21 protein-coding genes and 1 riboswitch are annotated in these 20,802 nt (G+C 63.2%); of the genes, 7 read left to right on the top strand and 14 right to left on the bottom strand.

The genetic code is table 11. From position 1 onward, the window contains the following. Nucleotides 1-346 precede the first annotated feature (346 nt). The gene (locus tag C662_RS15115; protein WP_002930978.1) at nt 347-574 is read left to right on the top strand and encodes a hypothetical protein; all 228 of its coding nucleotides are present in this window, start codon (nt 347-349) and stop codon (nt 572-574) included. Nucleotides 575-969: 395 nt separating this feature from the next. Here the strand turns inward: C662_RS15115 and C662_RS15110 are convergent, their stop codons facing one another. Then, nucleotides 970-1,200 carry an HD domain-containing protein gene (locus tag C662_RS15110; RefSeq protein WP_002930977.1) on the bottom strand — a complete coding sequence of 77 codons (231 nt, stop codon included), beginning with the start codon at nt 1,198-1,200 and terminating at the stop codon, nt 970-972. A gap of 164 nt (nt 1,201-1,364) precedes the next feature. On the opposite strand from C662_RS15110, the gene C662_RS15105 reads away from it, so the two are divergent. From C662_RS15105 to C662_RS15090, 4 genes are all read left to right on the top strand, one after another. Next, on the top strand, nt 1,365-1,598 hold the full coding sequence (locus tag C662_RS15105; protein ID WP_002930976.1) for a hypothetical protein: 234 nt from the start codon (nt 1,365-1,367) through the stop codon (nt 1,596-1,598). Between the two features lie 16 nt (nt 1,599-1,614). After that, nucleotides 1,615-2,904 carry a Y-family DNA polymerase gene (locus C662_RS15100; RefSeq protein WP_002930975.1) on the top strand — a complete coding sequence of 430 codons (1,290 nt, stop codon included), beginning with the start codon at nt 1,615-1,617 and terminating at the stop codon, nt 2,902-2,904. A 51-nt stretch (nt 2,905-2,955) separates the two neighbouring features. After that, the gene (locus tag C662_RS15095) at nt 2,956-3,411 is read left to right on the top strand and encodes a LexA family protein (protein ID WP_002930973.1); all 456 of its coding nucleotides are present in this window, start codon (nt 2,956-2,958) and stop codon (nt 3,409-3,411) included. A gap of 72 nt (nt 3,412-3,483) precedes the next feature. Continuing rightward, nucleotides 3,484-3,759, top strand: coding sequence for an H-NS histone family protein (locus C662_RS15090; protein ID WP_002930971.1), 276 nt, complete (start codon nt 3,484-3,486; stop codon nt 3,757-3,759). 103 nt (nt 3,760-3,862) lie between these two features. Here C662_RS15090 and C662_RS15085 read toward each other — a convergent pair whose 3' ends face one another. The 6 genes from C662_RS15085 to C662_RS15060 form a co-directional block, all read right to left on the bottom strand. After that, entirely contained in the window at nt 3,863-4,642 is a 780-nt protein-coding gene (locus C662_RS15085) for an ADP-ribosylglycohydrolase family protein (protein ID WP_002930965.1), read from the bottom strand. Nucleotides 4,643-4,691: 49 nt separating this feature from the next. Further along, on the bottom strand, nt 4,692-5,411 hold the full coding sequence (locus C662_RS15080) for an HD domain-containing protein (RefSeq protein WP_232433290.1): 720 nt from the start codon (nt 5,409-5,411) through the stop codon (nt 4,692-4,694). After that, complete coding sequence (locus C662_RS15075; RefSeq protein WP_002930960.1) at nt 5,395-5,985, bottom strand: HNH endonuclease; 591 nt, start codon at nt 5,983-5,985, stop codon at nt 5,395-5,397. Before C662_RS15075 ends, C662_RS15080 begins: the two co-directional genes overlap by 17 nt. Before the next feature lie 85 nt (nt 5,986-6,070). Beyond that, nucleotides 6,071-7,267, bottom strand: coding sequence for an RtcB family protein (locus C662_RS15070; protein ID WP_002930957.1), 1,197 nt, complete (start codon nt 7,265-7,267; stop codon nt 6,071-6,073). Nucleotides 7,268-7,293: 26 nt separating this feature from the next. Beyond that, on the bottom strand, nt 7,294-9,795 hold the full coding sequence (locus C662_RS15065) for a VIT and vWA domain-containing protein (RefSeq protein ID WP_037984794.1): 2,502 nt from the start codon (nt 9,793-9,795) through the stop codon (nt 7,294-7,296). Next, nucleotides 9,792-10,268 carry a helix-turn-helix domain-containing protein gene (locus tag C662_RS15060; protein WP_002930950.1) on the bottom strand — a complete coding sequence of 159 codons (477 nt, stop codon included), beginning with the start codon at nt 10,266-10,268 and terminating at the stop codon, nt 9,792-9,794. The genes C662_RS15065 and C662_RS15060 overlap by 4 nt, the downstream gene beginning before the upstream one ends. Before the next feature lie 105 nt (nt 10,269-10,373). Between C662_RS15060 and C662_RS15055 the strand changes: the two genes are divergently transcribed. Continuing rightward, a complete protein-coding gene (locus tag C662_RS15055) occupies nt 10,374-10,739 on the top strand; it encodes a hypothetical protein (RefSeq protein ID WP_002930945.1) in 366 nt (121 codons plus the stop codon). A gap of 34 nt (nt 10,740-10,773) precedes the next feature. Here C662_RS15055 and arfB read toward each other — a convergent pair whose 3' ends face one another. Beyond that, nucleotides 10,774-11,178, bottom strand: coding sequence for an alternative ribosome rescue aminoacyl-tRNA hydrolase ArfB (gene arfB, locus C662_RS15050; RefSeq protein WP_002930943.1), 405 nt, complete (start codon nt 11,176-11,178; stop codon nt 10,774-10,776). Between the two features lie 37 nt (nt 11,179-11,215). Then, the gene (locus tag C662_RS15045) at nt 11,216-11,827 is read right to left on the bottom strand and encodes a 3'-5' exonuclease (protein ID WP_002930938.1); all 612 of its coding nucleotides are present in this window, start codon (nt 11,825-11,827) and stop codon (nt 11,216-11,218) included. 131 nt (nt 11,828-11,958) lie between these two features. Continuing rightward, nucleotides 11,959-12,037: riboswitch (SAM riboswitch) on the top strand. A 177-nt stretch (nt 12,038-12,214) separates the two neighbouring features. Here C662_RS15045 and C662_RS20450 point away from each other — a divergent pair. Next, nucleotides 12,215-12,382 (top strand): hypothetical protein, encoded by a 168-nt coding sequence (locus C662_RS20450; protein WP_002930934.1) that lies wholly within the window; start codon nt 12,215-12,217, stop codon nt 12,380-12,382. Between the two features lie 101 nt (nt 12,383-12,483). Here the strand turns inward: C662_RS20450 and brxL are convergent, their stop codons facing one another. Genes brxL through pglZ form a run of 5 tightly spaced genes read right to left on the bottom strand, consistent with a single transcriptional unit; the run spans nt 12,484 to nt 20,652 of the window. Further along, a complete protein-coding gene (brxL, locus tag C662_RS15040; RefSeq protein WP_002930932.1) occupies nt 12,484-14,514 on the bottom strand; it encodes a protease Lon-related BREX system protein BrxL in 2,031 nt (676 codons plus the stop codon). A gap of 25 nt (nt 14,515-14,539) precedes the next feature. After that, a complete protein-coding gene (locus C662_RS15035) occupies nt 14,540-15,628 on the bottom strand; it encodes a hypothetical protein (protein WP_002930930.1) in 1,089 nt (362 codons plus the stop codon). After that, nucleotides 15,612-16,343: an OmpA family protein gene (locus C662_RS15030; protein ID WP_002930923.1), complete on the bottom strand. Its 732-nt coding sequence runs from the start codon at nt 16,341-16,343 to the stop codon at nt 15,612-15,614. Before C662_RS15030 ends, C662_RS15035 begins: the two co-directional genes overlap by 17 nt. Beyond that, the gene (locus tag C662_RS15025) at nt 16,340-17,989 is read right to left on the bottom strand and encodes a hypothetical protein (protein ID WP_051018578.1); all 1,650 of its coding nucleotides are present in this window, start codon (nt 17,987-17,989) and stop codon (nt 16,340-16,342) included. Before C662_RS15025 ends, C662_RS15030 begins: the two co-directional genes overlap by 4 nt. Before the next feature lie 44 nt (nt 17,990-18,033). Then, entirely contained in the window at nt 18,034-20,652 is a 2,619-nt protein-coding gene (gene pglZ / locus C662_RS15020; RefSeq protein WP_002930921.1) for a BREX-1 system phosphatase PglZ type A, read from the bottom strand. Nucleotides 20,653-20,802: the final 150 nt, after the last annotated feature.

Here is a 20,802-nt window from a genome sequence, read left to right as displayed (position 1 = left end):
GCTTCATCCCGGCGCCACCCAGACCACGCCTTGACCAAGTGCATCGCGACTCCACTAACAGTGCTGGCCAAGCGGATTGACTGCACTGTATGACAGGTTTCGGAGTTCACTAGTCATCTGGATGGCCGCATTGTAGAAGCTACGAGGGGCGGCTGATGGCCGAATGTGTGAGTTCGAAAGGAACTCCCCTTACCCGCCATTGGCGATCAGGCGGAGGTCGCTCTGAGTCCCTGCGGCGGCCTACCAGCCGCCCGCTCCCACCCCCAAGGACATGGCATGGTGGAACAACATCACGCACATGAGAATTGCAGCACCAAGGCATTGCCTCTGTCGTTCCGAATCATCCTTGTCCTCGCCCGTGGCCCTCGGGCGTCACGGATGCGCCTTCGTCACCGTTGCCGGGGCTCCGGTATCCGTAAGTGCGACCGCCGTCAGCATTACCGAAAGCGCTGTTGAGACCACGGCCGACGTCGCTGCCGCTGGCGTGGATGCAGTCGTCGGCGTGGATGCAGTCGTCGGCGTGGATGCAGTCGTCGGCGAAGGTGATGAAGAAGACATGGATGACGAAGGCTGAGTCTCCGAGGAACTCTCAAGTCTCGGATGGCTGCAAACGCTCCACTACCACAGCCAACTCTCGCTTCACTGCCTCTTCGACTGGCACCAGCACCTTTCCCGAAAACATTGACGCAAGCTCGCTGTAGTACCAGAGCGAGAACCCCTCCCTCCTTTTATGCGCACCCAGACCGCATCTCCGATTCCCGTAAGATCGAGCAGGATCGCCTGCAAGTTGGCGAGCTTGTCGCAGGAGGAAACGAGGATCCCCGCCTCCCCTTTAACTTCCTCGGATACTCAAGATAGCTATCCTTTCGCACACGCCAGGGGCTCTTCTGCCCCTGGACGTCTGGTACGCTATCGATGCAAAACTGAGCCCGCGCGAACGCCCTCTCGGCGAACACTGCGCGGAGCAGCTCAGACCACTCCTGCACCATCCTTGAGCACATTGTGCATCAGAGCTGCGACCACCTGATCCTCGGTGCCGCCGAAGCGCTGCACCAGGGTGACCACGGTCACTGGATGGGTGAGAGTAAGGCGAAGCGCCACTTCGACCGAATTCTCGGCACCCTTGCGGATCTGGCCAGCGGCAGCCTGGCTGGCCATCGCCAACGCGAAGGCCAACGCCAACGCCACATCGAATGTCAACTCCGTGCCATGGTTCCTCGGATCCCACGGCGTCAATGGCTCACTACGACAGGCGTTGAGGTCGCCACAGGCTCGCGGCAGCCCTCACCCGTGGCCCTCGAACCGCAGGCTCCTTGCCGTTCTCCAGAAACTGTACAAAAATACACTTTCAAGAGGAGAACATCATGAAGACCGCCCCTCCCTCGCACCAGACCTGCCCGTTCTGCCACACCCCTGTCGCCCTGGCACGCTATGAGTTCGCCTTTGACGGCCAACACACCTGGCGCATCTGCCCGGAGTGCGATCACACCCTGTTGATGACAGATGATGAGGCCTGCATGACGGCATCGAGCCTCAAACTGACCGCTATAGTCCAGGGCGCCCATGAGGCCAACGCAGCCGAACCGCTTCACGCCTGATCGCCCGGGAAGGCCAATGGCAGAAGCGCGCCGCTTTGCCCTCGTGGACTGCAACAATTTCTACGCCTCATGCGAGAAGCTGTTCGCACCGACGCTGGCCGGAAGGCCAGTGGTAGTGCTCTCTAACAACGACGGCTGCGTCGTTGCGCGGTCAGCCGAGGCAAAGGCGATCGGGATTGCGATGGGCGTACCTTGGTTCAAGATCGCGGCGACCGCCGAATCGCAAGGGGTGGTCGCTCTGTCCTCGAACTATGCGCTGTATGCGGACATGAGCAACCGGGTCGTGGAGGTTTTGAGTGCCTTCACGCCGGACCTCGAGGTCTACAGCATCGACGAGTCCTTCCTCGATCTGAGCGGATTCCGGCACCTTGATCTCGTGACCTACGCGTGCCAGATCCGCAAACGCGTCGCGCGCTGGGTCGGGTTGCCGGTGTGCGTGGGGATCGGGCCAACGAAAACCTTGGCAAAGCTCGCTAATCACTTCGCAAAGAAGCGCCCTTCTTTTGAAGGCGTGTGCGATCTCATGTCGCTCGACGAACCCACACTGGCGCACCTTTTCTCGGAAACCCCGGTCGACGAGGTCTGGGGTGTGGGCCGCCGAATCGCAACTCGGTTGTCCGAGATGGGAATCGAAACAGTGGAAGCATTACGCCGATCCGATCCAGTCTGGATCCGTGAGCAGTTCTCCGTAGTCTTGTCCCGTACCGTGCGAGAACTGAACGGCGCCTCTTGTCTGTCGCTCGAGGCGGTCACGCCACCGAAGCAGCAGATCATGGCCAGCCGATCGTTCGGCAGCCTGGTGTTCGATGTTGAGGACCTTCGTGAAGCCCTCGCTCATCACGTCAGCCGTGCCGCCGAAAAGCTCCGCTTCCAAGGCGACGAGGCCGGAGCCCTGACGGTGATGATCCGTACCAATGCCTTCAAACCCGCCGAACCTCAATACCAGCGAACGGTCACCCTGCCCCTTGCCACCCCGACAAGCGACACCCTGCACCTGATCGCAGTGGCTCACCGGATTCTGGACGACATATTCCGACCTGGGTTCGCTTACCACAAAGCCGGGATCATGCTGTCCGAACTTCGACCCACAACGGCGCAGCAGGCCAACCTGTTCGGTCTCCCGCCCCAGGATGCACGCCGACAGGCTGCCATGCTGGCGATGGATGAGATCAACCGGAAATGGGGACGCGGGACGGTAAGAGCATCTGCCGCCGGCCACCGGGCCGGATGGCAAATGCGGCGCGATCGACTTTCTCCCGCTTACACCACCTCCTGGAGCGACCTACCGACCGCCCTGGCCCTCTAAAACGGCTAGCCCGGAAGGCGTCCCTACACTGGCACCCGAGAACAAAGAAGAATGATGTTCGTGAGTCCCTCCCCTATCGACGAAGAGTTCCTCTTGGCCGCGCTCGACTCTCCGGCGATGTTCATCCCGATCGGGGCAACGCCTGTTTCCGCAGGTTTTCCATCACCGGCAGAGGACTACGCGCAGAAGCGTCTGGACATCAACGAGTACCTCGTGCGCAACCCTGTTTCGACCTTCTTCTTCACCGTCAAAGGCGATTCGATGGAAGAAGCAGACATTTTCGAGGGTGATATTCTCGTCGTTGATCGAAGCATTGAACCCGCACACGGTCACCTCGTGGTGGCTTTTGTGAACGGCGAGCGGCTCGTAAAGAGGCTTTCAATAAGGGATGACCATGTGATGCTTCTGGCCGGAAATCCAAAATACCCACCTTTAACGTTGAAGGAGGGAAACGAGCTGGAAGTCTGGGGAGTCGTCATTGGAAAATTCAAGCGCCTCCCGACTTAAGAAAAGACGTGTTAATCTCTCGCTTGACTCCTTAAACGGAGTAACCCTTTCCAGATTCACCACGAGAGAATAATGACGTCCCTTCAAGAACTCCTTGCTCAAAAAGAAGCCCTCGAACAACAGATCGCTCAGATCAAGAAAGCTGAGCGCGCGGATGCCCTACAGAATGCCCGCAGCCTGATTGGTACCTTCGACCTTACGGTGGACGAGCTTTTCGGCAAGCAGAAGTCCAGTGTAAAGGCAGTGGCAGTCAAGTACCGTAACCCGGAAACGGGCGAAACTTGGACCGGTCGTGGGCGCGCTCCGCGTTGGCTCGAGGGCAAGAACCGCGAGGATTTTGCAGTCTGAAGAAGCAAATGAAGCTCCCAGGCTGGCTGCGTTCGCCTGAAGGACGGCCGGTGCACTCACTATTGAGTGCACCGGCCGTTTTTCTATGTGCGTACCGTCTGATTCAGAAGTCCGCACCAGCCGTACGATACAGCGCTTTCAAAACGGCACGCATCTCCTGCGGCAAGAAGCGCCACCCCTGATGGGCGACTTCGTCAGGGATCCCGAACATCGCCTCCGCCACCCCACCGGCAATGGCGGCCACGGTGTCGCTGTCACCGCCAATCGAAATCGCATTCCGAATCGCGTCCTCGTAACTCGTTGCAGTGAGCGCGCAGACCAGCGCCTGCGGTACGGTTTCCTGGCAGGTTTCGTTGAAGCGGTAATCCGGCCGGATGTCGTCGGGCGTCCGGTCGAGGTCGTAACCGTAGCGCTCGACAATCGCATAGCGGATGTTGGCGGGCGTGACACGCTGGCGGGCGAGGAAGACCGCGAGCGCCGTCGCTTCAGCACCCTTGAGCCCTTCCGGGTGATCGTGGGTAACTTCGGTGACCTTACGCGCCATCGAAATTGCCTCATCGACGCTGCTCGCTAGCAGCCCCGCCGGCGCCACGCGCATCGCGGCGCCGTTTCCGAAGCTGCCATACGGGTCGAGCTCATCGGAGGCCAACCACATCGCAAAGCGCTGTCCCCAACCGCCGTTGTCCCAGTAGCGCCGGCCCCAATCCTTAAGGGCCTGCGCCGGATGGCGATTGTTCACCAGCGCATCGGCCACCGCGACCGTGCAGATGGTGTCATCGGTATAGAACGCGTTCGGATGAAAGAAGGGTTCGAAGACCTTCGAGCGGTGGTTACGGAACTCGTACACCGAACCGACGATGTCCCCGATGATGGCGCCGAGCATCTATTGCTCCAATCTGGGTGTGGTGCAGCGACAGTACAGCGCACCAGGCTCAGGGAGTGAGCCCCTCGCCCGAGTCCCACTCATCAAGGAAGCGCTCGACGAAGGACGCCATGAACTGGTGTCGCTCCTCCGCGAGCAGGCGTCCCGTCGCGGTGTTCATGCGATCCTTCAGCAAGAAGAGCTTCTCGTAGAAGTGATTGATGCTTGCCCCCTTCGCAGCCTTGTAGGCATCAGCGGTCGCATGCAGGACAGGCGGCACCTCGGGGTGGTACATCAGGCGTCCCGCATGGCCACCGTATGCGAAACAGCGGGCGATACCGATCGCTCCGATCGCATCGAGCCGGTCGGCATCCTGGACGCACTGCCCCTCGAGCGTCCGCATGGGCTGCCGGACCCCTGCGCCTTTGAACGAGATCGTCGCCACGATCTCGACGACCGGCTCAACGAGGTCGTCGCCGGCGCCTTCCTCGCGCAGCAGCCGCTCTGCCTCGCGTGGCCCGATGGCGTCGTCACCGCCGTGGAACTTCCAGTCGGCAATGTCATGGACGAGCGCGGCCAACTCGACCACGTCGAGCCTTGCCCCCTCGGCCACCGCGATCTTCCGGGCCAGGCGCCAGACACGGTGGATGTGGTGCCAGTCATGGCCCGAGGCCTCCTCGGCGAACCGGGACTGGATGCGGGCGGCGACACGCTGCACCAGGTTGTCGGCATCCAGCCGCACCCCATCGCCCGCCGCGACGGCAGTGTTGGGATCAGAGTTTGTAGGCAACCTTCCCCTCCGCGATCGTCACCTGACCGCGCTGCTGAAGTTCGGCAAGCAGCTTCTTCAGGTTGGCGTCGGAGATCGGTTGGTTCGTACGCTGCTTGATCAGGGCCTGGATCGTCGTCATCAGGGTCGCCTCCTTGCGCGGTCGCGAGTTGCCGCGCTTGCGAAGGTCCGCGAGGACGAGCGCAAGCCGCTCCTGATGTGTGTCCCGGGTCGGCGCGGCCGCTGCAGGCGCGGTGACGGCGACAGCGGGCGGCTTCACGACCGGTGGGGTCGGGTTTTCGCCCTCAGCCAGCGGAAGCGCACCTGGTGCGGGATCGGACTCGCGCGGCCGGGGGCAGCGGAAGTCGCCGCGCTGATTCAGCACGATCTGCAGCTTCTCCTTGATCGACTTCGATCCGAGCAGGCTGTTGAGGGTACGGCAGCAGGCGACACAGTTGTCCTCGCTGTTCGTGCCCCCGTTGGCGCTGGCCACCAGATGCTCGATCGAGGCCTCACCACGAGGTAAGGGCTGCCGGCAGAAGAAACACTGGCCGCCCTGCATGAAGAGAAGCCGATCGAGGTGTGGGGTGCTCATGCGCGGATTCTATGAGCGGCTTGCATCCCGCATCAATTCAAGAAAGACATGCGATGTGAGAGATTGCCTGACGCGCCGTCGCCCCCTACCCCTTCACGCACACCACCTGCTTCAATCTATGCAGGATCTCGGTCAGGTCGCGCTGGTTGGCCATCACTTCGTCGATGTCCTTGTACGCACCGGGAATCTCATCGACCACGCCCTTGTCCTTGCGGCAGATCACCCCTTCGGTCTGGCGTGCGAGATCGGCCTCGGTGAAGCGTTTGGTCGCCGCCGTGCGGCTCATGCGCCGGCCGGCGCCGTGCGCACTGGAACAGAAACTCTCCGCGTTGCCCTTGCCGCGCACGATGTAGCTGCGCGCGCCCATGCTGCCGGGGACGATGCCGAGTTCCCCCTGCCCCGCCCGGATCGCGCCCTTGCGCGTCACCCAGACATCGGCGCCGTAGTGGTGCTCGCGGGCGACATAGTTGTGGTGGCAGTTCACCACCTCGGTCGTGACCGTAAACGGCGGCAGGTGGCGCGCCAGCCCCGCGAGCACCAGATCGAGCATCGCCTGGCGGTTGGCCATCGCATACTCCTGCGCCCAATGCACCGCCTCGACGTAATCGGCGAAGTGCTCGCTGCCCTCGGCAAAGTAGGCCAGGTCGCGATCGGGCAGGTCGATCATGTGGCGCGCCGTGTCCTTTCTCGCCAGCTCGATGAAGTACGTCGCGATGGCGTTACCGATGCCACGGCTGCCCGAGTGCAGCATCACCCAGACTTGCTCGTGCTCGTCCAGGCAGACCTCGATGAAGTGGTTGCCACCGCCGAGCGTGCCCATCTGGTTCGCCCACTTGGAGAACTTGCCGAAGGCCTTGAGCAGTTGCGGGTGGCGCTCGGTCAGGGCCTTGAGGCCGGCCTCGAAGGGGCGCACCGCGTCGACCAGTACGCGACCGTCCGCATGCTGGTCTCGACCGACCGGCACGTCGCGGCTGATCTGGTCGAACACCTTCTTCAGCCGCTTCTCGTCGATGTCGTTGGCGGTGAGCGACAGCCGCGCGGCGACCATGCCGCAGCCGATGTCGACACCCACCGCCGCCGGGATGATGGCCCGGTGGGTGGCGATGACCGAGCCGATCGTCGCGCCGATGCCCAGGTGCACGTCGGGCATCGCGGCGACATGGTGGTGGATGAAGGGCAGGCTCGCGATGTTGGCAAGCTGTGCCTTCGAGCCCTCGTCGATGTCGTCGGTCCAGATCCTGACCGGTACGGCGCTGCCGTCGAGGACGGTCTTCACGGGCATGGCTGCTCCCTTACGTTTCCCTGCCTCTATCCAACGCCGACACCCGACTGTTCGAGGGCCGACGCCCCGTCCTGGAGCGCAAAGACGCAGTCGGGCCAGCGCTCTGCCCGCAGCGTGCTTACAAACACCTGCAGGCGAGCAAGGATCGACTCGGCCGCAGGATCACGTTGCATGACCTTCTGTGCAACACCCGGTGTCACGCGTTGTGCCAAAACCTTGAGCCTACCAAGCGCGCCGGTGTCCGACAGCAGCGCTTCGTGCAGATCGCGCTGCGCCATCGCCCGGACGAAGCAGGCGACCACCAAGGCCTCGCCCTCCCCTTCAGCCAGCACGAACTCGAGCCAGTCGAGCACCGCAGCACCGACACCGATTCGGCGCAGATCAGAGTAACTTTGCGGCCATTCGGCCTGCGGGTGACTGCGCAGCCACTGTGTCAGGCCCAGGGGAGTGAGACCTGCGTAATGCGGTTCGGCACACCAGTAACGCGGATCGTCCCGGGGTGGCTGCCCGGCGTCCTGGTTCGAGCTTCGGCGCAGGAAAGCCGGGATGTCATAGGTCCCAGCCTTGTTGGGCGAATCGCCGTGATCCGCGCGTCGACCCGAGCGCAGGACCACGGGCGCATCGAAGGGATCGTCGAAGTCGAAATGCGCACCGCTTGCCGCAGCCGGCGAGCCGTAGTGCTCCGGCGCCTCATTCACGGTGAGCGGCGCCATGCAGGGGTCGATGCAGAAGTCGAGACTGCCGAGCCCGCCAAAGCCGGCGGGCAGCATCGAGGGCACCTTCACGAGATCGGGCATGTCCGCCGGCTTGTCGGCTTCGGCACGTGTTTCGACGAGCAGGAAATGTGTCAGCGGGCTGACCAGCTGATAGGCGACAGCCAGTTCGAGCGCCTGATGCGATTGGGCGCCCTCGGTCGCGAGCAGGGTTTCGATCTGCGCGGCAACGGCCATACGGCTGAGCGTTGCATCATGCTCGGCAGCAATCAGGCAGGCCTCGCCCAGCGATTCGGGCGCCACGGCGTGCGTGCGCGTCCCGACCAGACGCACCGCCCCGTCCGGCTCCTGCGCAAAGCGTGCCCACACGGTCACCGCGTCACCATCGAACACCGAGCCGGGTAGCGCGCTCATCCACAGGGGCTTCGCACCGGCCGGCCACGCAAGCGCCAGGGACGCCATGCGCTGCGAGCGCAGGCGCGCAAACATGCGCAGGACGGCCGGTTCCACGGCCTCTCCGGGTGCGACGAAATCGCACGCTCCGCCCGTTTCGTCGGCCAGGCGACGCAGCATGCCCTCGGCCGGGGCGCTGCCGATACCGACCACGAACACCCGGTGACCCAGCGCGCCCGCCTTCGCCACCGTGCGGTCGATCGCGTGGATCTGTCCGTCCGTGATGAGGAGCAGATCGACCGGCGCAGCACCTTCGCCAGCGCCGGGGCTTGCGTCGGTATCGCCGGCCAGGGCCAGCGTGGACTCCAGCGCCTTCTCCATCTCGGTCCCACCCAGGTCGGCTTGCAACTGTGCCGCCCAGCGCTGCCCGGCCAACCGGGTCGCGGGGCTCGTTCGCCACAGCGCGCGCGAGCGGTGCTCGACAGTGCTGCCGAAACGTGACAGCGAGAACCGCTCCCCCTCGCGCAGGCCGGCAACGATGGCCTGCAGCGCACGACGCGCGGCGGCGATGCTGTCGCCCTGCATCGAGCCTGAGCAGTCCACCAGGATCTTCACCGCAAGCGGATGAGCCGACGCCGGCACACGCGGGCAAAAACTCGCCAGCACGCTGACCGCGCCCGCGTGCTGCGTGTCCTGCGCGCACAGGGCGAGCGAATCCTGCGCAACCTCATCGAGCACCAGGATGAAGTCGCGATCGAGGCGGCCACCGCGCGCAAGCGACACGAGCATCGTCGTCGTCTCGCCCTCGCCTTCGAGCCGCATCGACAGCGGATGACTCGGCGAGCCGATGCGGGCGCGTGCGAGGGCGCCCTCGACGCGCAGGCTGAGCTCGAACGGATGCACGACCATCAGATCATGCTCGACCACCTGGTGCGGCTTCAAGCCGGCATCGGCCACCGGATCGCCATAACGCGGGGCGATCACGGTGGGCACCACCAGGCGCAGGCCATGTTGCTCGAACTGGAGCACCTGGGCGTAGCGTAGCCGTACCACACAGGTCTCCCCGGGTGCGAGGTTGCCCAGGTTCAGCGTGTAGCTGCCATCGAAATTCTGCTCGAGCAGGATGGCGGTGTTGCCTTCGGCAATGGCGTCCTCGTAGCCCTGCTCAGCCTGCTTTCGCTCGACGATCGCACCGGACAGGCGGCGATCGCCAATCTGGACCTCGACCCCGAGCAGCACGGCCGCCCAGGGCAGCGGGAAGGTGTAGACGAGCTCAACATGGCAATCGAAGGGGTTGGCAAAGCGCTGCTCGAGGTTCGCCTCGAAGAGCGTCCCGCGCAAGCTGCCTTCAAAGCGGGCGCCCTTGAACGTCAGTGCCTCACCCGCGCGCGTCTCGAGTCGTGCCGATTGCTGCTGCATCATGGTTCTCCCGCCTGTCGTTCGTTCTTGTTCGTGTTCGCCGGATCCACCTGCGAAGCTCCGTCCTCTTCATCCTGCGCCGCCTTGAAGGCCGTCATCACGCCCTGGATGAACTGCCGAACCGCCTCGGGACTCAGCCCCGCCCGCTGCGGATCGATCACCACCTCGATGCCCTCGGCGACCGTCAGATGGCTGCACACCGACACGCTGCCGATGGCGCGTTCGCGAGGCGGCACCGGCGGTGGCGCACCGTGGAGCAACTCGCGGATGCGCTCGAGCGAGACGCCGGCAGCGGTCCATTTGCGGATCTGCAGCAGCTGCTCGAGATGCCGAGCGCCGTACCGGGCCGCCCGGGTCTCGCCCTCGGGGCGGTCGACCAGGCCGATCTGCACGTAGTAGCGCACCGTGCGAGGCGGCAGGTCCGCGAGCACGGCCAACTCGGCCAGCGGATAGCTTGGGGAGGCGTCGGCGTTCATGGCACCTATTAAGCCACTTTTATTTGAACAGCACAACTGTGCTTTAAAACCAGCAGAGGACTGATAGCATCCGGCCGTCTCCTGACCCAACCTGGCCGTTACACCATGTCCCCACCTCCCCGCCCGACACCGCCCGCAGACAGCCGGGGAACGCGCGCCGCGCTGATCTTCGCGCTCACTGCCGAGCGCCTGTCGACCTACTACGAGCATGGCCAGTGGCTCACCGAGGCCCAGGGCGCGAGCTTCATCGCCGACTGGCTGCGGCGCAGCGAGCGCGCACTGCCGCTGGCCGAGCGCCGCCAGCTCTCCGCGCTCAGCGACGGGCTGGCGCGCCAGATCGCCGGCGCGCTGTCACGGGAAGCGGGTCTCTACACCACGCACGAGATGATGGAAGCGCTCGATCCGAACTACGACTCGGAGCTGGCGCGCTCGATGATGGACGAGTGCGCAGGCCTGCTGGACGCTGATTGATGCGCGCTGACTGAGCCTCGGCGGGACAAGCCGATCAGTCGCTCACCCTTCCGCGCCCGGCCTTGATCGACGCCCGCCGCGCCTTCCCCTCCAGTCTGCGCGTGACCGACGCACGCGTTGGCCGGGTCGCACGGCGCGCCTTCGGGGGCGCCGCCACTCGCTCGACCAGCTCTTCCAGCCGGCGCAGCGCCTCGGCGCGGTTCTTCTCCAGGCTGCGAAACTTCTGCGCCTTGATGATCACCACGCCCTCCTTGCTGATCCGATGGTCGCGCAGGGCCAGCAGTCGCGTGCGGATGTCCTCGGGCAGGCTCGACGCCGCGATGTCGAAGCGCAGGTGCACGGCGTTCGACACCTTGTTGACGTTCTGGCCGCCCGCGCCCTGCGCGCGGATCGCGGTGATCTCGATTTCGTCGGGAGCGAGCGTGAAGCGGGTCGTCATCGCTGAGTCCCTGTCCGCGCCCCGCGTCGCACGCGCATCAGCATCCCCGGGCAGCGGCCAGGCATCTTGGCAGCTGCGCCTTCGACGCACGCTGAATCTGGCGCAGCAGATCGACCGACACGCTGGGCACCAGGTGCCGCAACCGCAGCTCATCCTCGAGCCGCAGCAGCAGGCTCGCGGCCATCTCGGCATCGGCCAGCGCACGGTGGTAGCGCCCGGCGACCGGCAGCTTGGCGTACTCGACCAGGACGCCCAGCTTGTGGCTCGGTGCGAGCGGCAGGAGACGTCGGGACAGCAGCAGCGAGCACACGAAGTCCTGCTTCCTGCTGCGTTGGATGCGCGCGAGCTCCGCGTCCCAGAACTTGGCGTCGAACGAGGCGTTGTGGGCGACGATCGGCATGTCGCCGACGAAATCGGAGACGTCGCGCATGACCTCGCCCGCCGAGGGCGCGCTGCGGACCATGGCGTTCGTGATCCCGGTCAGCGCCTCGATGTAGGCGGGAATCCGCACGCCCGCATTCATCAGGCTCTGATAGCGGTCGACCACACGACCGTCCTCCACGATGACCGCTGCGATCTCCGTGGCGCGATCGCCCTGCGCGGGTGACAACCCCGTGGTCTCGAAATCTATGACTGCCACCGCTTCCATGCTCGACACCTTCCTCCAGGACGTGGCGCATGGGCCATGCGCACCTTGATGACCGGCTGGGATTATAGGCAGGGCGGCCGGGGCCGACCGACTGCCTTCGCCTTGACAGCCCCAATGCCTCTCCGCTTTAATCCGGTCGTCGCGCCGATTTGAGAACACAGCTTGCGGGCGCGTAATAAATGCAGCTAAAGCGGCCTGACCAGACCCGCTGAGCCTGCATGGCCAACGGGTCTTTTGCTTTTTGCAGCACGGGGTACGCACGCCCCCAACCGCCGGCATTAACGACAACTTGCCGGGGCGGATGACAAATACCGGCTAAAGCGTCACCGCCTCTTCGCCCCCGCGAGGCCGGTCACGCCGGCTCAACAGGGGGCGAGGAGCATCACCATGATCAGCACGCAATCCACGGGCGACCGGCGCCTGACCCCCAGCCAGCGCGAGGCGCTGGGCAAGTTCGTCCCCAATCCCTTCCCGCCTGCGCAGACAAGCGCGCCTCTGCGCCAATCGTCGAGCGAGCCGCTGCCGATGCGACCGAGTTGGCTGGGGTGGCGGTAGCATCCGGCACCGATCGGTTGACTCGTGCCGTATGACTCCAGACCAAACCCAATTCGCGTCTGATCGGAAACGTCGGCGAGGGCCTGGCACCTCGTCGACAGTCACTCCACCCCCAGCGCCTTGAACACCGCATCCACCGGATCCGAGTAGAAGCTCGTCTGGAACTTCGCAAACAGCTCCCCGGGCACCGACGGAATATCCGTCACGCTCGACATCGGCAGCAGAATCCGCTTTGCGCCGGCATCGAAGGCCACCTGCAGGCTCTCGGCCAGGTTGCGCACCTGGACGACCGTTCCGCCGAGGCTCATGTCGCCCATCACCACCATCTGGCTCTGGACCGGCTTGGCGAGCGCACCAGAGCACAGGGCGATGAACCCGGCCAGGGTCAGCGCCTTCGGCGTGCCGGTGTGCTGCAGTTCCACCAGATGCAAGTGGAAGTCGTGCTCGCCCGGCTTGATCGATGCGCTCACCCGGCCCGAGTTGGCCTTGAAGTAATCGAAGGCGACCTTGACCGCCTCGCGCGGCGCAAGTCCGGAGGCGGAGACCTTCCCACCGCCGGCGATGGTCTGGATCTCGATGCGATAGGCGCCCGGCATCTCGGTATCGCCCAAGCTGATGGTGTGCAGGGTGCCCGGGTTGAGCCGACCTTCCGCGATCAGCGCCCCGCCGGATTGTTCGGGCACCGTAACGAAGCGCTCCTCGCCCGCCTCCAGGTCGATGTAGCTGAAGTGGACGTCGTAGAACTCCATGCCGCCGATCTTCTTCAACTGCTCCTTCACCCGGCGACGGGTCTCGAGCGCGTATTCCAGGCAGCGGCGCACAATCTCCTTGTCGTATTCGCCATGCGGGCAGATCAGCTTGAGCAAGCCGGAAACGGTTCGGCGCACGGCGATGGTGTCGCGCTGGTTGAGGTTATTGCCGAGCTTGAACCACTTGTCGATCGCGTCGGCGAAGTTGCGCTTACGCATCTCGCGCAGGTACTCGGCCAGATAGTCGACGATCAGGCCGTACTGGTTGGTGAAGAACTCCGGGCGCATCTTCGGGATCTCCCAGCCGGGCACGTAGGCATGGAAGCGGTCGAAGAAGGCCGAGTCGATCATGGCCTCGGGAAAAGGTGCGAGCAGATGGCTGGTCTTCACCAGGGACTCGACGCTCTGGTTGATGTTGCCCACGAAGACCATCGAGGCATTGGCGTTGATCGCCTCCCTGCCCCGGCTGAAGGAGCCGGACGCCATGTAGTCCTTCATGATCTGCACGCCGTCGTGGTCCTTGAAGTTGATGCCAGCCACCTCATCGAAGGCGACCGTATCCCACAGGCCCACCAGGCCCACCTTGCGCGCGCTCATGTTGTAGAAGAGGTTGGCGACGGTCGTCTGTCCCCCCGACACCAGGATGCTGTTCGGGCTGATTTCCTTGTAGATGTGGCTCTTGCCCGTACCGCGCGGGCCCAGCTCGCAGAAGTTGTAGTTGTTCTCGACCAGCGGAATCATCCGCGCGAGCAGATGCCACTTCACCCGCTCCTTGAAGCAGCTCGGCTCCATACCGGTCGAGCGGATCAGCGCGTCAATCCATTCGTCCTCGGTGAAGGCCCGCCGCCCCTCGAACAGGCCCGCCATGTCCATGTTGGGCATCTGGATCGGCTTGAGATCGGTCACCGTGAAGGGCGACCCGCGCTGGTTCTCCTCGAACTGGTAGTTCAGGGTGACGATGCACCAGATGCCGCCCACCAGCAGCTTCTCGAACTGGCGCACGAAGGCGTCCGACACCTCGGCGTTCTTCACCCCCAGGTTCGAGAGCAGCGCCTCGTAGACGTCGCGCTTCTCGTTGAGCTTCACGGTCACCTTGTCGATGACCTTGTAGCTGCCGCTCTCGCGGATCTTCGACTTGATCTTCTCCGCCTCGTCCGGGCGCACATAGTTCTCGGCCAGGATGCGCTTGACCATCGTCATCCCGTTCTGGATCGTCGCCTCGTCATCCGACGCGCAGTACATCCCGAGCAGGTACTCGAGAACATAAACGGGAACGTTCGCGCCCTCCTTGATCAGCTTGGTCAGATCCTTGCGTACCACCTTGCCAGCGAAGTGGGTGTTGAGGAGCCCATCGAGGCGAGCAGTGTCTACGGGTTCGATCATGTGTAATTGCGAAGTCATTTGAAAACTAGCACTGTTCGATGAACTCAATCGGAGTCATCACCTTCCATCCAGGGAAGTCGACTCCTTCCGAGACATGAACCGCCAAGCGCTGTGAGGGCCAGGCAAGCTGCACTTCGGCAACCACCACGCCTTTAGCACTGGTGAACTCATACCCTACCTCCGGCAACTCGAAGCCTTTGTGCTTCGCGTGCAAAAGAGCTCCATGAACGGACAGGTCGGCCAGCGCAATGGCCTGTTCCCAGTCGTCGGCAACAATGCTCTGCTCGCGACGCAGGCGGGTCAGTATCTGCATGTCAGCCAATGAAATGAACATCCAGTCGTGCAGGGGCTGCTTTCGATGACAGTCGGCGCACAAGGCTCGTAGGTTGCTCGCCGCGTTGTCGGACTTCAAGCCGTTTACATGGTGAACATGAAGCAGATGCCGGTGCTCCGAGAGGTTTACACGACACTCATTGCAGACGAAACCACAGCGGCGACGCACGTTGGCGGAGATCTCCCCCCAGTCCTGCGTGTACTCGTTGGCCAGTGACCGGTTTGAGAGGGTGCGCGGCAGGTAGCGGAAACTTGTGCTGTATGTTTCAAAGAACTTGCCGATCTCGAACGCCTTCCAAATCGACGTACGTCGCGTCTCGTGGCAATAGTTCTGGTAGTTCAGCTTCTCAAGACAATTCTTGCACACGAGTAATCGCGAATCCAGCTCCGCCGGCTGACCTCGCGAGTTCCTCCCACTGATCGGAAAAACCCCGCTCAGGTTGTTCGTGACGACGTAGCGATCGAAGCGCCCCTTGGCACGCATGTCAGCCAGTGTCTTGCAATCAGCAACGTGAAAACGCTTCCCCTCCTCCGGGGTTCTTTGAACGACCTCGACCGGCTTGAATTGATCCGGGATGTAAAGCAGAACCTGACGTCCATCAACGCTCAACAAGCCATTGATGACATCCAGATCCTCTAGCTTGACCTCACGGCCCTGGAGCAGTTCGATATCGACCGGGTCGAGTTGCGTCGCTGCGGTCCAGTCGATCGTCTCGACCCTCTCTGCACCTATCCGCTTTGCCTGCGCCCACAGCCCGGAAAAATCAAACTTGATTTCCATCGAGCCTCTCAATGATGTTGCGGATCTGCAGCTCGGAATTGGTGATCACCCGAAAATTCACGCGCCGGGACCGGGCGGCATTCTCGACCTGCTTATCAGCGTCCATGACACGGCGCGAGGAGGAGTAGCCCACCGCCGCGAAGTTCGAGCGTACCCAGTCCCTCTCCGACGCTTCCGGCAACAAAGCCATCACATACTCGAGCACCGACCGTGTCCGATCCTGAGACAACGCCATGTTGGGGAAGTAGGCCTTCTCGCCATGCAAGCCGCCCCAGTCACTGCTGGTGTGCCCTTCGATGCGAATCTCTTCGATCGCACTGCGATAGCGGGAAAGCACCGCCACATAGCGCGGGAAGAAGTCCGAAAGGATGTTCTTGAACTGCCCGTTCAGCTCAGGCGAACCGGCGCGGAACAGGACTTCCGGGTTGTTGAAGGTGATCTCGAGCGTGTTGCGCTCGATCTCGGCGTTCCAACGAGGCAGGTCCTCCTGAAACTCCTTCATCAGGTCGTTGTAGATCGCAACCTGGGTGTCCTTGTAGGCCACCGCGATCTCTTTGATGTTCTCCCGCTCGACCTGCACGTAGTACATGTAGGCCACGGCCATGAACAGGAAGACCATCATCAGGCCGGACATCATGTCGGAGATGCCGATCCAGTGCTCGGCGTCCTCCTTGTTCGTGCGCCGAGACCTGAACAAGCTGTTCAACGCGCTCATTGCACACGCATCCTCTGGGTCAGCTCGGCATGGTCATCGGCAATTCGCCGCGAAATCGTGGCGAGCGCCGAACCCATTTCTCTGAACACCTTTTCCAGTTCGCGCTCGATCGCCTTGTCCATTGCACCGAGCTGCGCATGCAGGGAGGCGTTTGCCCGATCTGTCGCCTCGCGCACCTGCGCCTCAACAGCGCCCAAGGTACGGTTCGCAGAGCCTTGGAGCTGCGTCTCCGTGTGGCTCAAGCTCGCTTCTACCGAGTTCTTCAATGAGGTCAGGGTCGCATCAACCGACGCGGTGAAGCTGCTTTGGATGTGCTCGGCGACACGCTTGAACTCGTTGCTCAGCGCAAGCGTGGTCTGTTCCACAGCCTGCCCCATCTGCTGTTCGAGCGTCTTCGCGTTCCGCAGCATGACCTCCATCGTGTCGCGGACCGAAGTGGCGAACTCCTCGGAGGCGTCCTTCATGTTGGTGCTGATCTGTTCGGTGTGAGAACTGATCACGTGAGACGCCTCGGTGAGCGCCGTGTTGGTGTGGTCGACCGAGCGGCCAAACTCTTGTGCGCCCTCGTGCATCTTGGTTGCTACCTCGTGCATCTTTTCCGAGAGCTGTTTCGTGATCGCATCCATATGCTGTTGCATCTCGGGTACGGCACGCACGGCCTGGTCACGCAGCGCGACAAAGGCTTCCAAGTGCCGCTGCAGCTCCTGAATCTGATGCTGGTTGGTCTGCAACACGGGCGTTAGCTGCCCGATGGCAGACGGAATGCTCTGGCAATGGTTCTCGATCGAGCCGATGGACTGCTCCGACGTGGCAAGCGACTTGCTGATGGCCTCGTTGGCCGTCGCCGTGCGCTCAAGCTCGCGCACCGCCGTTTCGATGCGGGCCTCCAGCGTTTCCACATGCTGTTTGTACTGCTCCTGCCAGTCGATCATCTTCACGACCGACTCATTGAGCGCCTTGAAGTTGTCGCCAAACTGCTCAACGAGGTTCCGGTTGAAGTCCTGGATCACCTGCCGCAAGGCCTCGATCACGACTTCCGTGGCCGAGCGCGACAGCATCTCGGCGAACTGCGTGAGCTGGGTGAACAGGGCCTGCCTGAACTCCTGCTGATCCCTCGCCAGCCCTTGGCGGAAATCGTTCATGTCGGTGCGCAGCAACTTGAGCTGCCCCGACACCGATCCCTCCTCGTTGCCCGAAAGCGACTGGTTCAGCGTCTCGAGCAACTGAACCTGGCGAGTCATCGCGCTATAAATGTGTTCCGGGGTGACAGTGTCAGGCACAACCGCAGCCTTGCTGCGCGCAGGCGCGAACCACCATGCATCGAGCGCCTTCAAGACCAGCGAGAGAGACATCCCGACAAGGCTGGTGATGAACGCCGTCTTCAAGCCATCGAGCAATCCTTCGATGCTGTTCTTGATGTCGTGCGCATCGAAATCCAGCAGACCAATCACGATGCCGATGAAGGTTCCGAGAATCCCGAGCGATACGAGCACCGCTGGAGCATGCTCGAGAAATTGCCCATGCTTACCCTTCTTGCCCTGAAGCACGGCAACGACGAAGATGGCCACCATGATCCAGATAAACAGCTCCGTCACGGAGTTTGCCGTCGCACTCCTCAACAACCCTTCTAAAAAACTACCAATCATTCAGTAACTCCAGCTTCAAGAGAACGGATCCCAGGGTTTCCGCATCAAAAGTCATTCGTAAAGGCGAGATCAACCCGCAGCGGCACGCGCAACACCTCGACCTTGGTCGTGGCATCTCGCGCGGTCAGCCAGTAATCGCGCGTTTTGTCGTAGGTGCCGGCAAGCACGGTCAGGAACACCGATTTCTTGCGCTCATCGAGCAACTGCGAGCCGCTGTCGAAGGTAAGCGTCTGCTCGTTGCTGATCGGTCGTTCGCCATCGCGCAGCGCGATCACCACCGTACGCGGCAACACTTTGTCGGAGACAGCCTCGGTCTGGATGAACTCGAAGCGCTGGGTGTTGGTGACGACTTTGTTCGACGCGCCGAGCAGGCTGAACTCCACGTAGCGCGCCTTCTCCTTGTCGGACTCGCTCTCGCGCACGGTGATCACCGGCACCAAGATCTCCTGCGGCATCGCACTGCCGTGCACGAAGCGCGCCCCACCGGCAAAGTGGAAACGGCTCGCCCCCTTCGGCACCCAGAAGTCCAGGCTGGCCTCCGGATCCGTGCCCGCCGTCAGCGCCGTGTTGCCACACCATGCCTTGGGCGACGTGCCGATGCCCCGTCCGAGCAGGTAGCGCTTCTTCGCCTTCAAGGTGCCCTCGGGCTGTATTTCGAGCGCCGACTTGTCCGCCGCCAGCAGCGGCGCCTCCTGATAGATGAAGCCGTGGTCGGCGGTAACCAGCACCGTCGAGCCGTTCAAGCTGTTGATGATGAAGCTCACCAGCTGCGAAAGCTGGGCCAGTGCCTCGTCCACCGCGCGGAACGTCATCCCCTCGGTGGCCTGCTTGTCGCCCAGGGCATCGATGTGGTCGTGATACACGTAGATCACCCGCCGATCGCGCACCAGCGCCCTACCCTTGTCCTTCCCCAAGGCCAGCAGCTCGTCGGCCTTGATCGCCAAGCCCTCATACTTCGCCAAGTGCGCGTTGCGCTGCTCCAGCGTCGACACTGGCTGCCCATCGGCCAGCACATCGAGATTGCTATTGGCCTTGTAGGCCAGACTGTGATGCGGCAGCAGCGCCGCCATCCCCAGCGTGGTGTAGCTCGGCAGCACGCCCAACTGCGACGACAGCCCCGCCTTGAACCGGCTCTTGCTGTTGAGCTGCTGCACCAGCTCCTCGGCGGCCTCGTAACGGAAGGCATCCGAAATCACCACGAACACCCGCTTCGCACCGGCCGCCAGCAGTGGCGCTACCTGGATGTCGAAGAAGCGATGCTGGTTCGGCATCCCGGCGGCCGTCCAGTGACTCAGCAAGCCCCCCTCGCCCTCGACCACCCTGGCCCAGGCCGCACCGAACTGCGGCAGGAACCACCCCGTGTAGGTGTCTTCGATACGGGCACGCAATTCATGCAGCACAGCCCAGCCCATCGGCTCGACCTTTTCCGCCGCCTCATGGAAATGCCGGTACAACTGGTCGAAGCGGAACAGCTCGGACTGATAGGCCGTCAGCGCCGCCTCGGCGTTGGCAAAGCTGAATCCCGCGTCGAAGCGCGCCTTCAGCTCGAAGAATGCCGCCCCAGCCTCGATCGCGTCGTAGCACGCCGCCAGCGCGCGGCTCTCACTCGAGCTCTGCGCCATCAGCCGACTCGCCCAGTGGCCATCTCGCCGACGGGCGATCAGCGCCTGCATCGCCTCATCGCTCGCCCCTGCGCCGGCAAGCACACGATCCTTCAAGTCCTTCAGGATCCGCCGTTCGACGACTGCAAAGGTCATGGTCTCGGCCAAGGCCTCGCCGGGCAACACGCTCAGCACCCCATCCAGGCCGATCTCGCCGGCCACCGCGTGCGACAGCAGGTTGTAGCTCTCATAGGCGGCCATATCGGTCCGCCACCGCGCTGCAAACACCGAGGCGTTGGCCGCCAGCGTGCGATCCGGCAGCACGAAATGACGCAGGGACTCCGGCGCGGCGCCGGAGAGCGAGCGGCAAAAGTCCGTCACCAGGATGCGGTACAGCAGATCCCGCAAGGTGAAGGCCGGCGCCACACCATCCGCGCCATACCCCAGCGTCTGCAGCGCAAACGCCCAGAAGGCCGAGTCCAGCTCATTGGCGACGATGTCCTGCCACGCACGCGGCTCGGCCGCCAGATCTGCCTCGCCCTCATGCACCATCGAACTCAACAGGCGCAGAAGAATGGTCTGGAAATCCGCCTGCTCCGAGCGCACCAGCACCGCCAGCATCTTGCGGTCCAGCGCCTCGGCGTCATCACTCGGCGTCACGAGGCGGCGCAGCTTCTCCACACGGTCCTTGGCCCGCAGGAACTTGTTGCGCGCCTTCAGATGCGGGCGCAGGGCCTGACTCGTCAGGCCCAGGTCGTCCAGCAGCATGGAGTTCGAGTCCGCGCGGAACGCCCTGCCGCGCAGGCGCAAATCGAGGAGCCAATCCTTTGCCGGATCGGGTTCGGCTGCAGGCCGGTAGAACAGCCAGCGCGTGCCAGGTGCGCGCTCCACGTCGAGCTTCACCTGCAGGGCTGGCGTGCGGTCGAGCCGCAGGACATGTACGCCTTCCAGGCTCAGGCCATCCACCCAGGCGGAGAACTCGCCTTCCGGGTCGTCCCAGAACAGCAGCTGATGGGCTGCGAACTGCGCCTCGAGGGCGTCGATGATGCGTTGGTGACTCACAGAAACTCCAAGTCCGTGGAGACGGACAATTCAGTAAAAACCAGGTGACTAATCGCTGCTCCGGCCAAGATGTGCAGTCGAACGTGCGACGCTCGCACAGCGCAGGAACACGTTCCTTACGGCATGCGATGCCCGCAAGCAATGATGGCG

The organism is Thauera sp. 28, from assembly GCF_000310145.2.
Lineage (GTDB): Bacteria > Pseudomonadota > Gammaproteobacteria > Burkholderiales > Rhodocyclaceae > Thauera > Thauera mechernichensis.
Note: the sequence above shows the minus strand (reverse complement) of the source record. Positions and strands in the feature narration are given on the sequence as shown.

Excerpts from the sequence above, each read along its gene's own strand:
- C662_RS15025 (WP_051018578.1), bottom strand. The coding sequence starts at position 17,989 with ATGATTGGTAGTTTTTTAGAAGGGTTGTTGAGGAGTGCGACGGCAAAC.
- C662_RS15075 (WP_002930960.1), bottom strand. The coding sequence starts at position 5,985 with ATGAGCACCCCACACCTCGATCGGCTTCTCTTCATGCAGGGCGGCCAG.
- brxL (WP_002930932.1), bottom strand. The coding sequence starts at position 14,514 with ATGATCGAACCCGTAGACACTGCTCGCCTCGATGGGCTCCTCAACACC.
- C662_RS15085 (WP_002930965.1), bottom strand. The coding sequence starts at position 4,642 with ATGCTCGGCGCCATCATCGGGGACATCGTCGGTTCGGTGTACGAGTTC.
- C662_RS15100 (WP_002930975.1), top strand. The coding sequence starts at position 1,615 with ATGGCAGAAGCGCGCCGCTTTGCCCTCGTGGACTGCAACAATTTCTAC.
- C662_RS15035 (WP_002930930.1), bottom strand. The coding sequence starts at position 15,628 with ATGGAAATCAAGTTTGATTTTTCCGGGCTGTGGGCGCAGGCAAAGCGG.
- C662_RS15095 (WP_002930973.1), top strand. The coding sequence starts at position 2,956 with ATGATGTTCGTGAGTCCCTCCCCTATCGACGAAGAGTTCCTCTTGGCC.
- arfB (WP_002930943.1), bottom strand. The coding sequence starts at position 11,178 with ATGACGACCCGCTTCACGCTCGCTCCCGACGAAATCGAGATCACCGCG.
- C662_RS15060 (WP_002930950.1), bottom strand. The coding sequence starts at position 10,268 with ATGAACGCCGACGCCTCCCCAAGCTATCCGCTGGCCGAGTTGGCCGTG.
- C662_RS15055 (WP_002930945.1), top strand. The coding sequence starts at position 10,374 with ATGTCCCCACCTCCCCGCCCGACACCGCCCGCAGACAGCCGGGGAACG.
- C662_RS15030 (WP_002930923.1), bottom strand. The coding sequence starts at position 16,343 with ATGAGCGCGTTGAACAGCTTGTTCAGGTCTCGGCGCACGAACAAGGAG.
- C662_RS15045 (WP_002930938.1), bottom strand. The coding sequence starts at position 11,827 with ATGGAAGCGGTGGCAGTCATAGATTTCGAGACCACGGGGTTGTCACCC.
- C662_RS15070 (WP_002930957.1), bottom strand. The coding sequence starts at position 7,267 with ATGCCCGTGAAGACCGTCCTCGACGGCAGCGCCGTACCGGTCAGGATC.
- C662_RS15105 (WP_002930976.1), top strand. The coding sequence starts at position 1,365 with ATGAAGACCGCCCCTCCCTCGCACCAGACCTGCCCGTTCTGCCACACC.
- C662_RS15090 (WP_002930971.1), top strand. The coding sequence starts at position 3,484 with ATGACGTCCCTTCAAGAACTCCTTGCTCAAAAAGAAGCCCTCGAACAA.
- C662_RS20450 (WP_002930934.1), top strand. The coding sequence starts at position 12,215 with ATGATCAGCACGCAATCCACGGGCGACCGGCGCCTGACCCCCAGCCAG.
- C662_RS15065 (WP_037984794.1), bottom strand. The coding sequence starts at position 9,795 with ATGATGCAGCAGCAATCGGCACGACTCGAGACGCGCGCGGGTGAGGCA.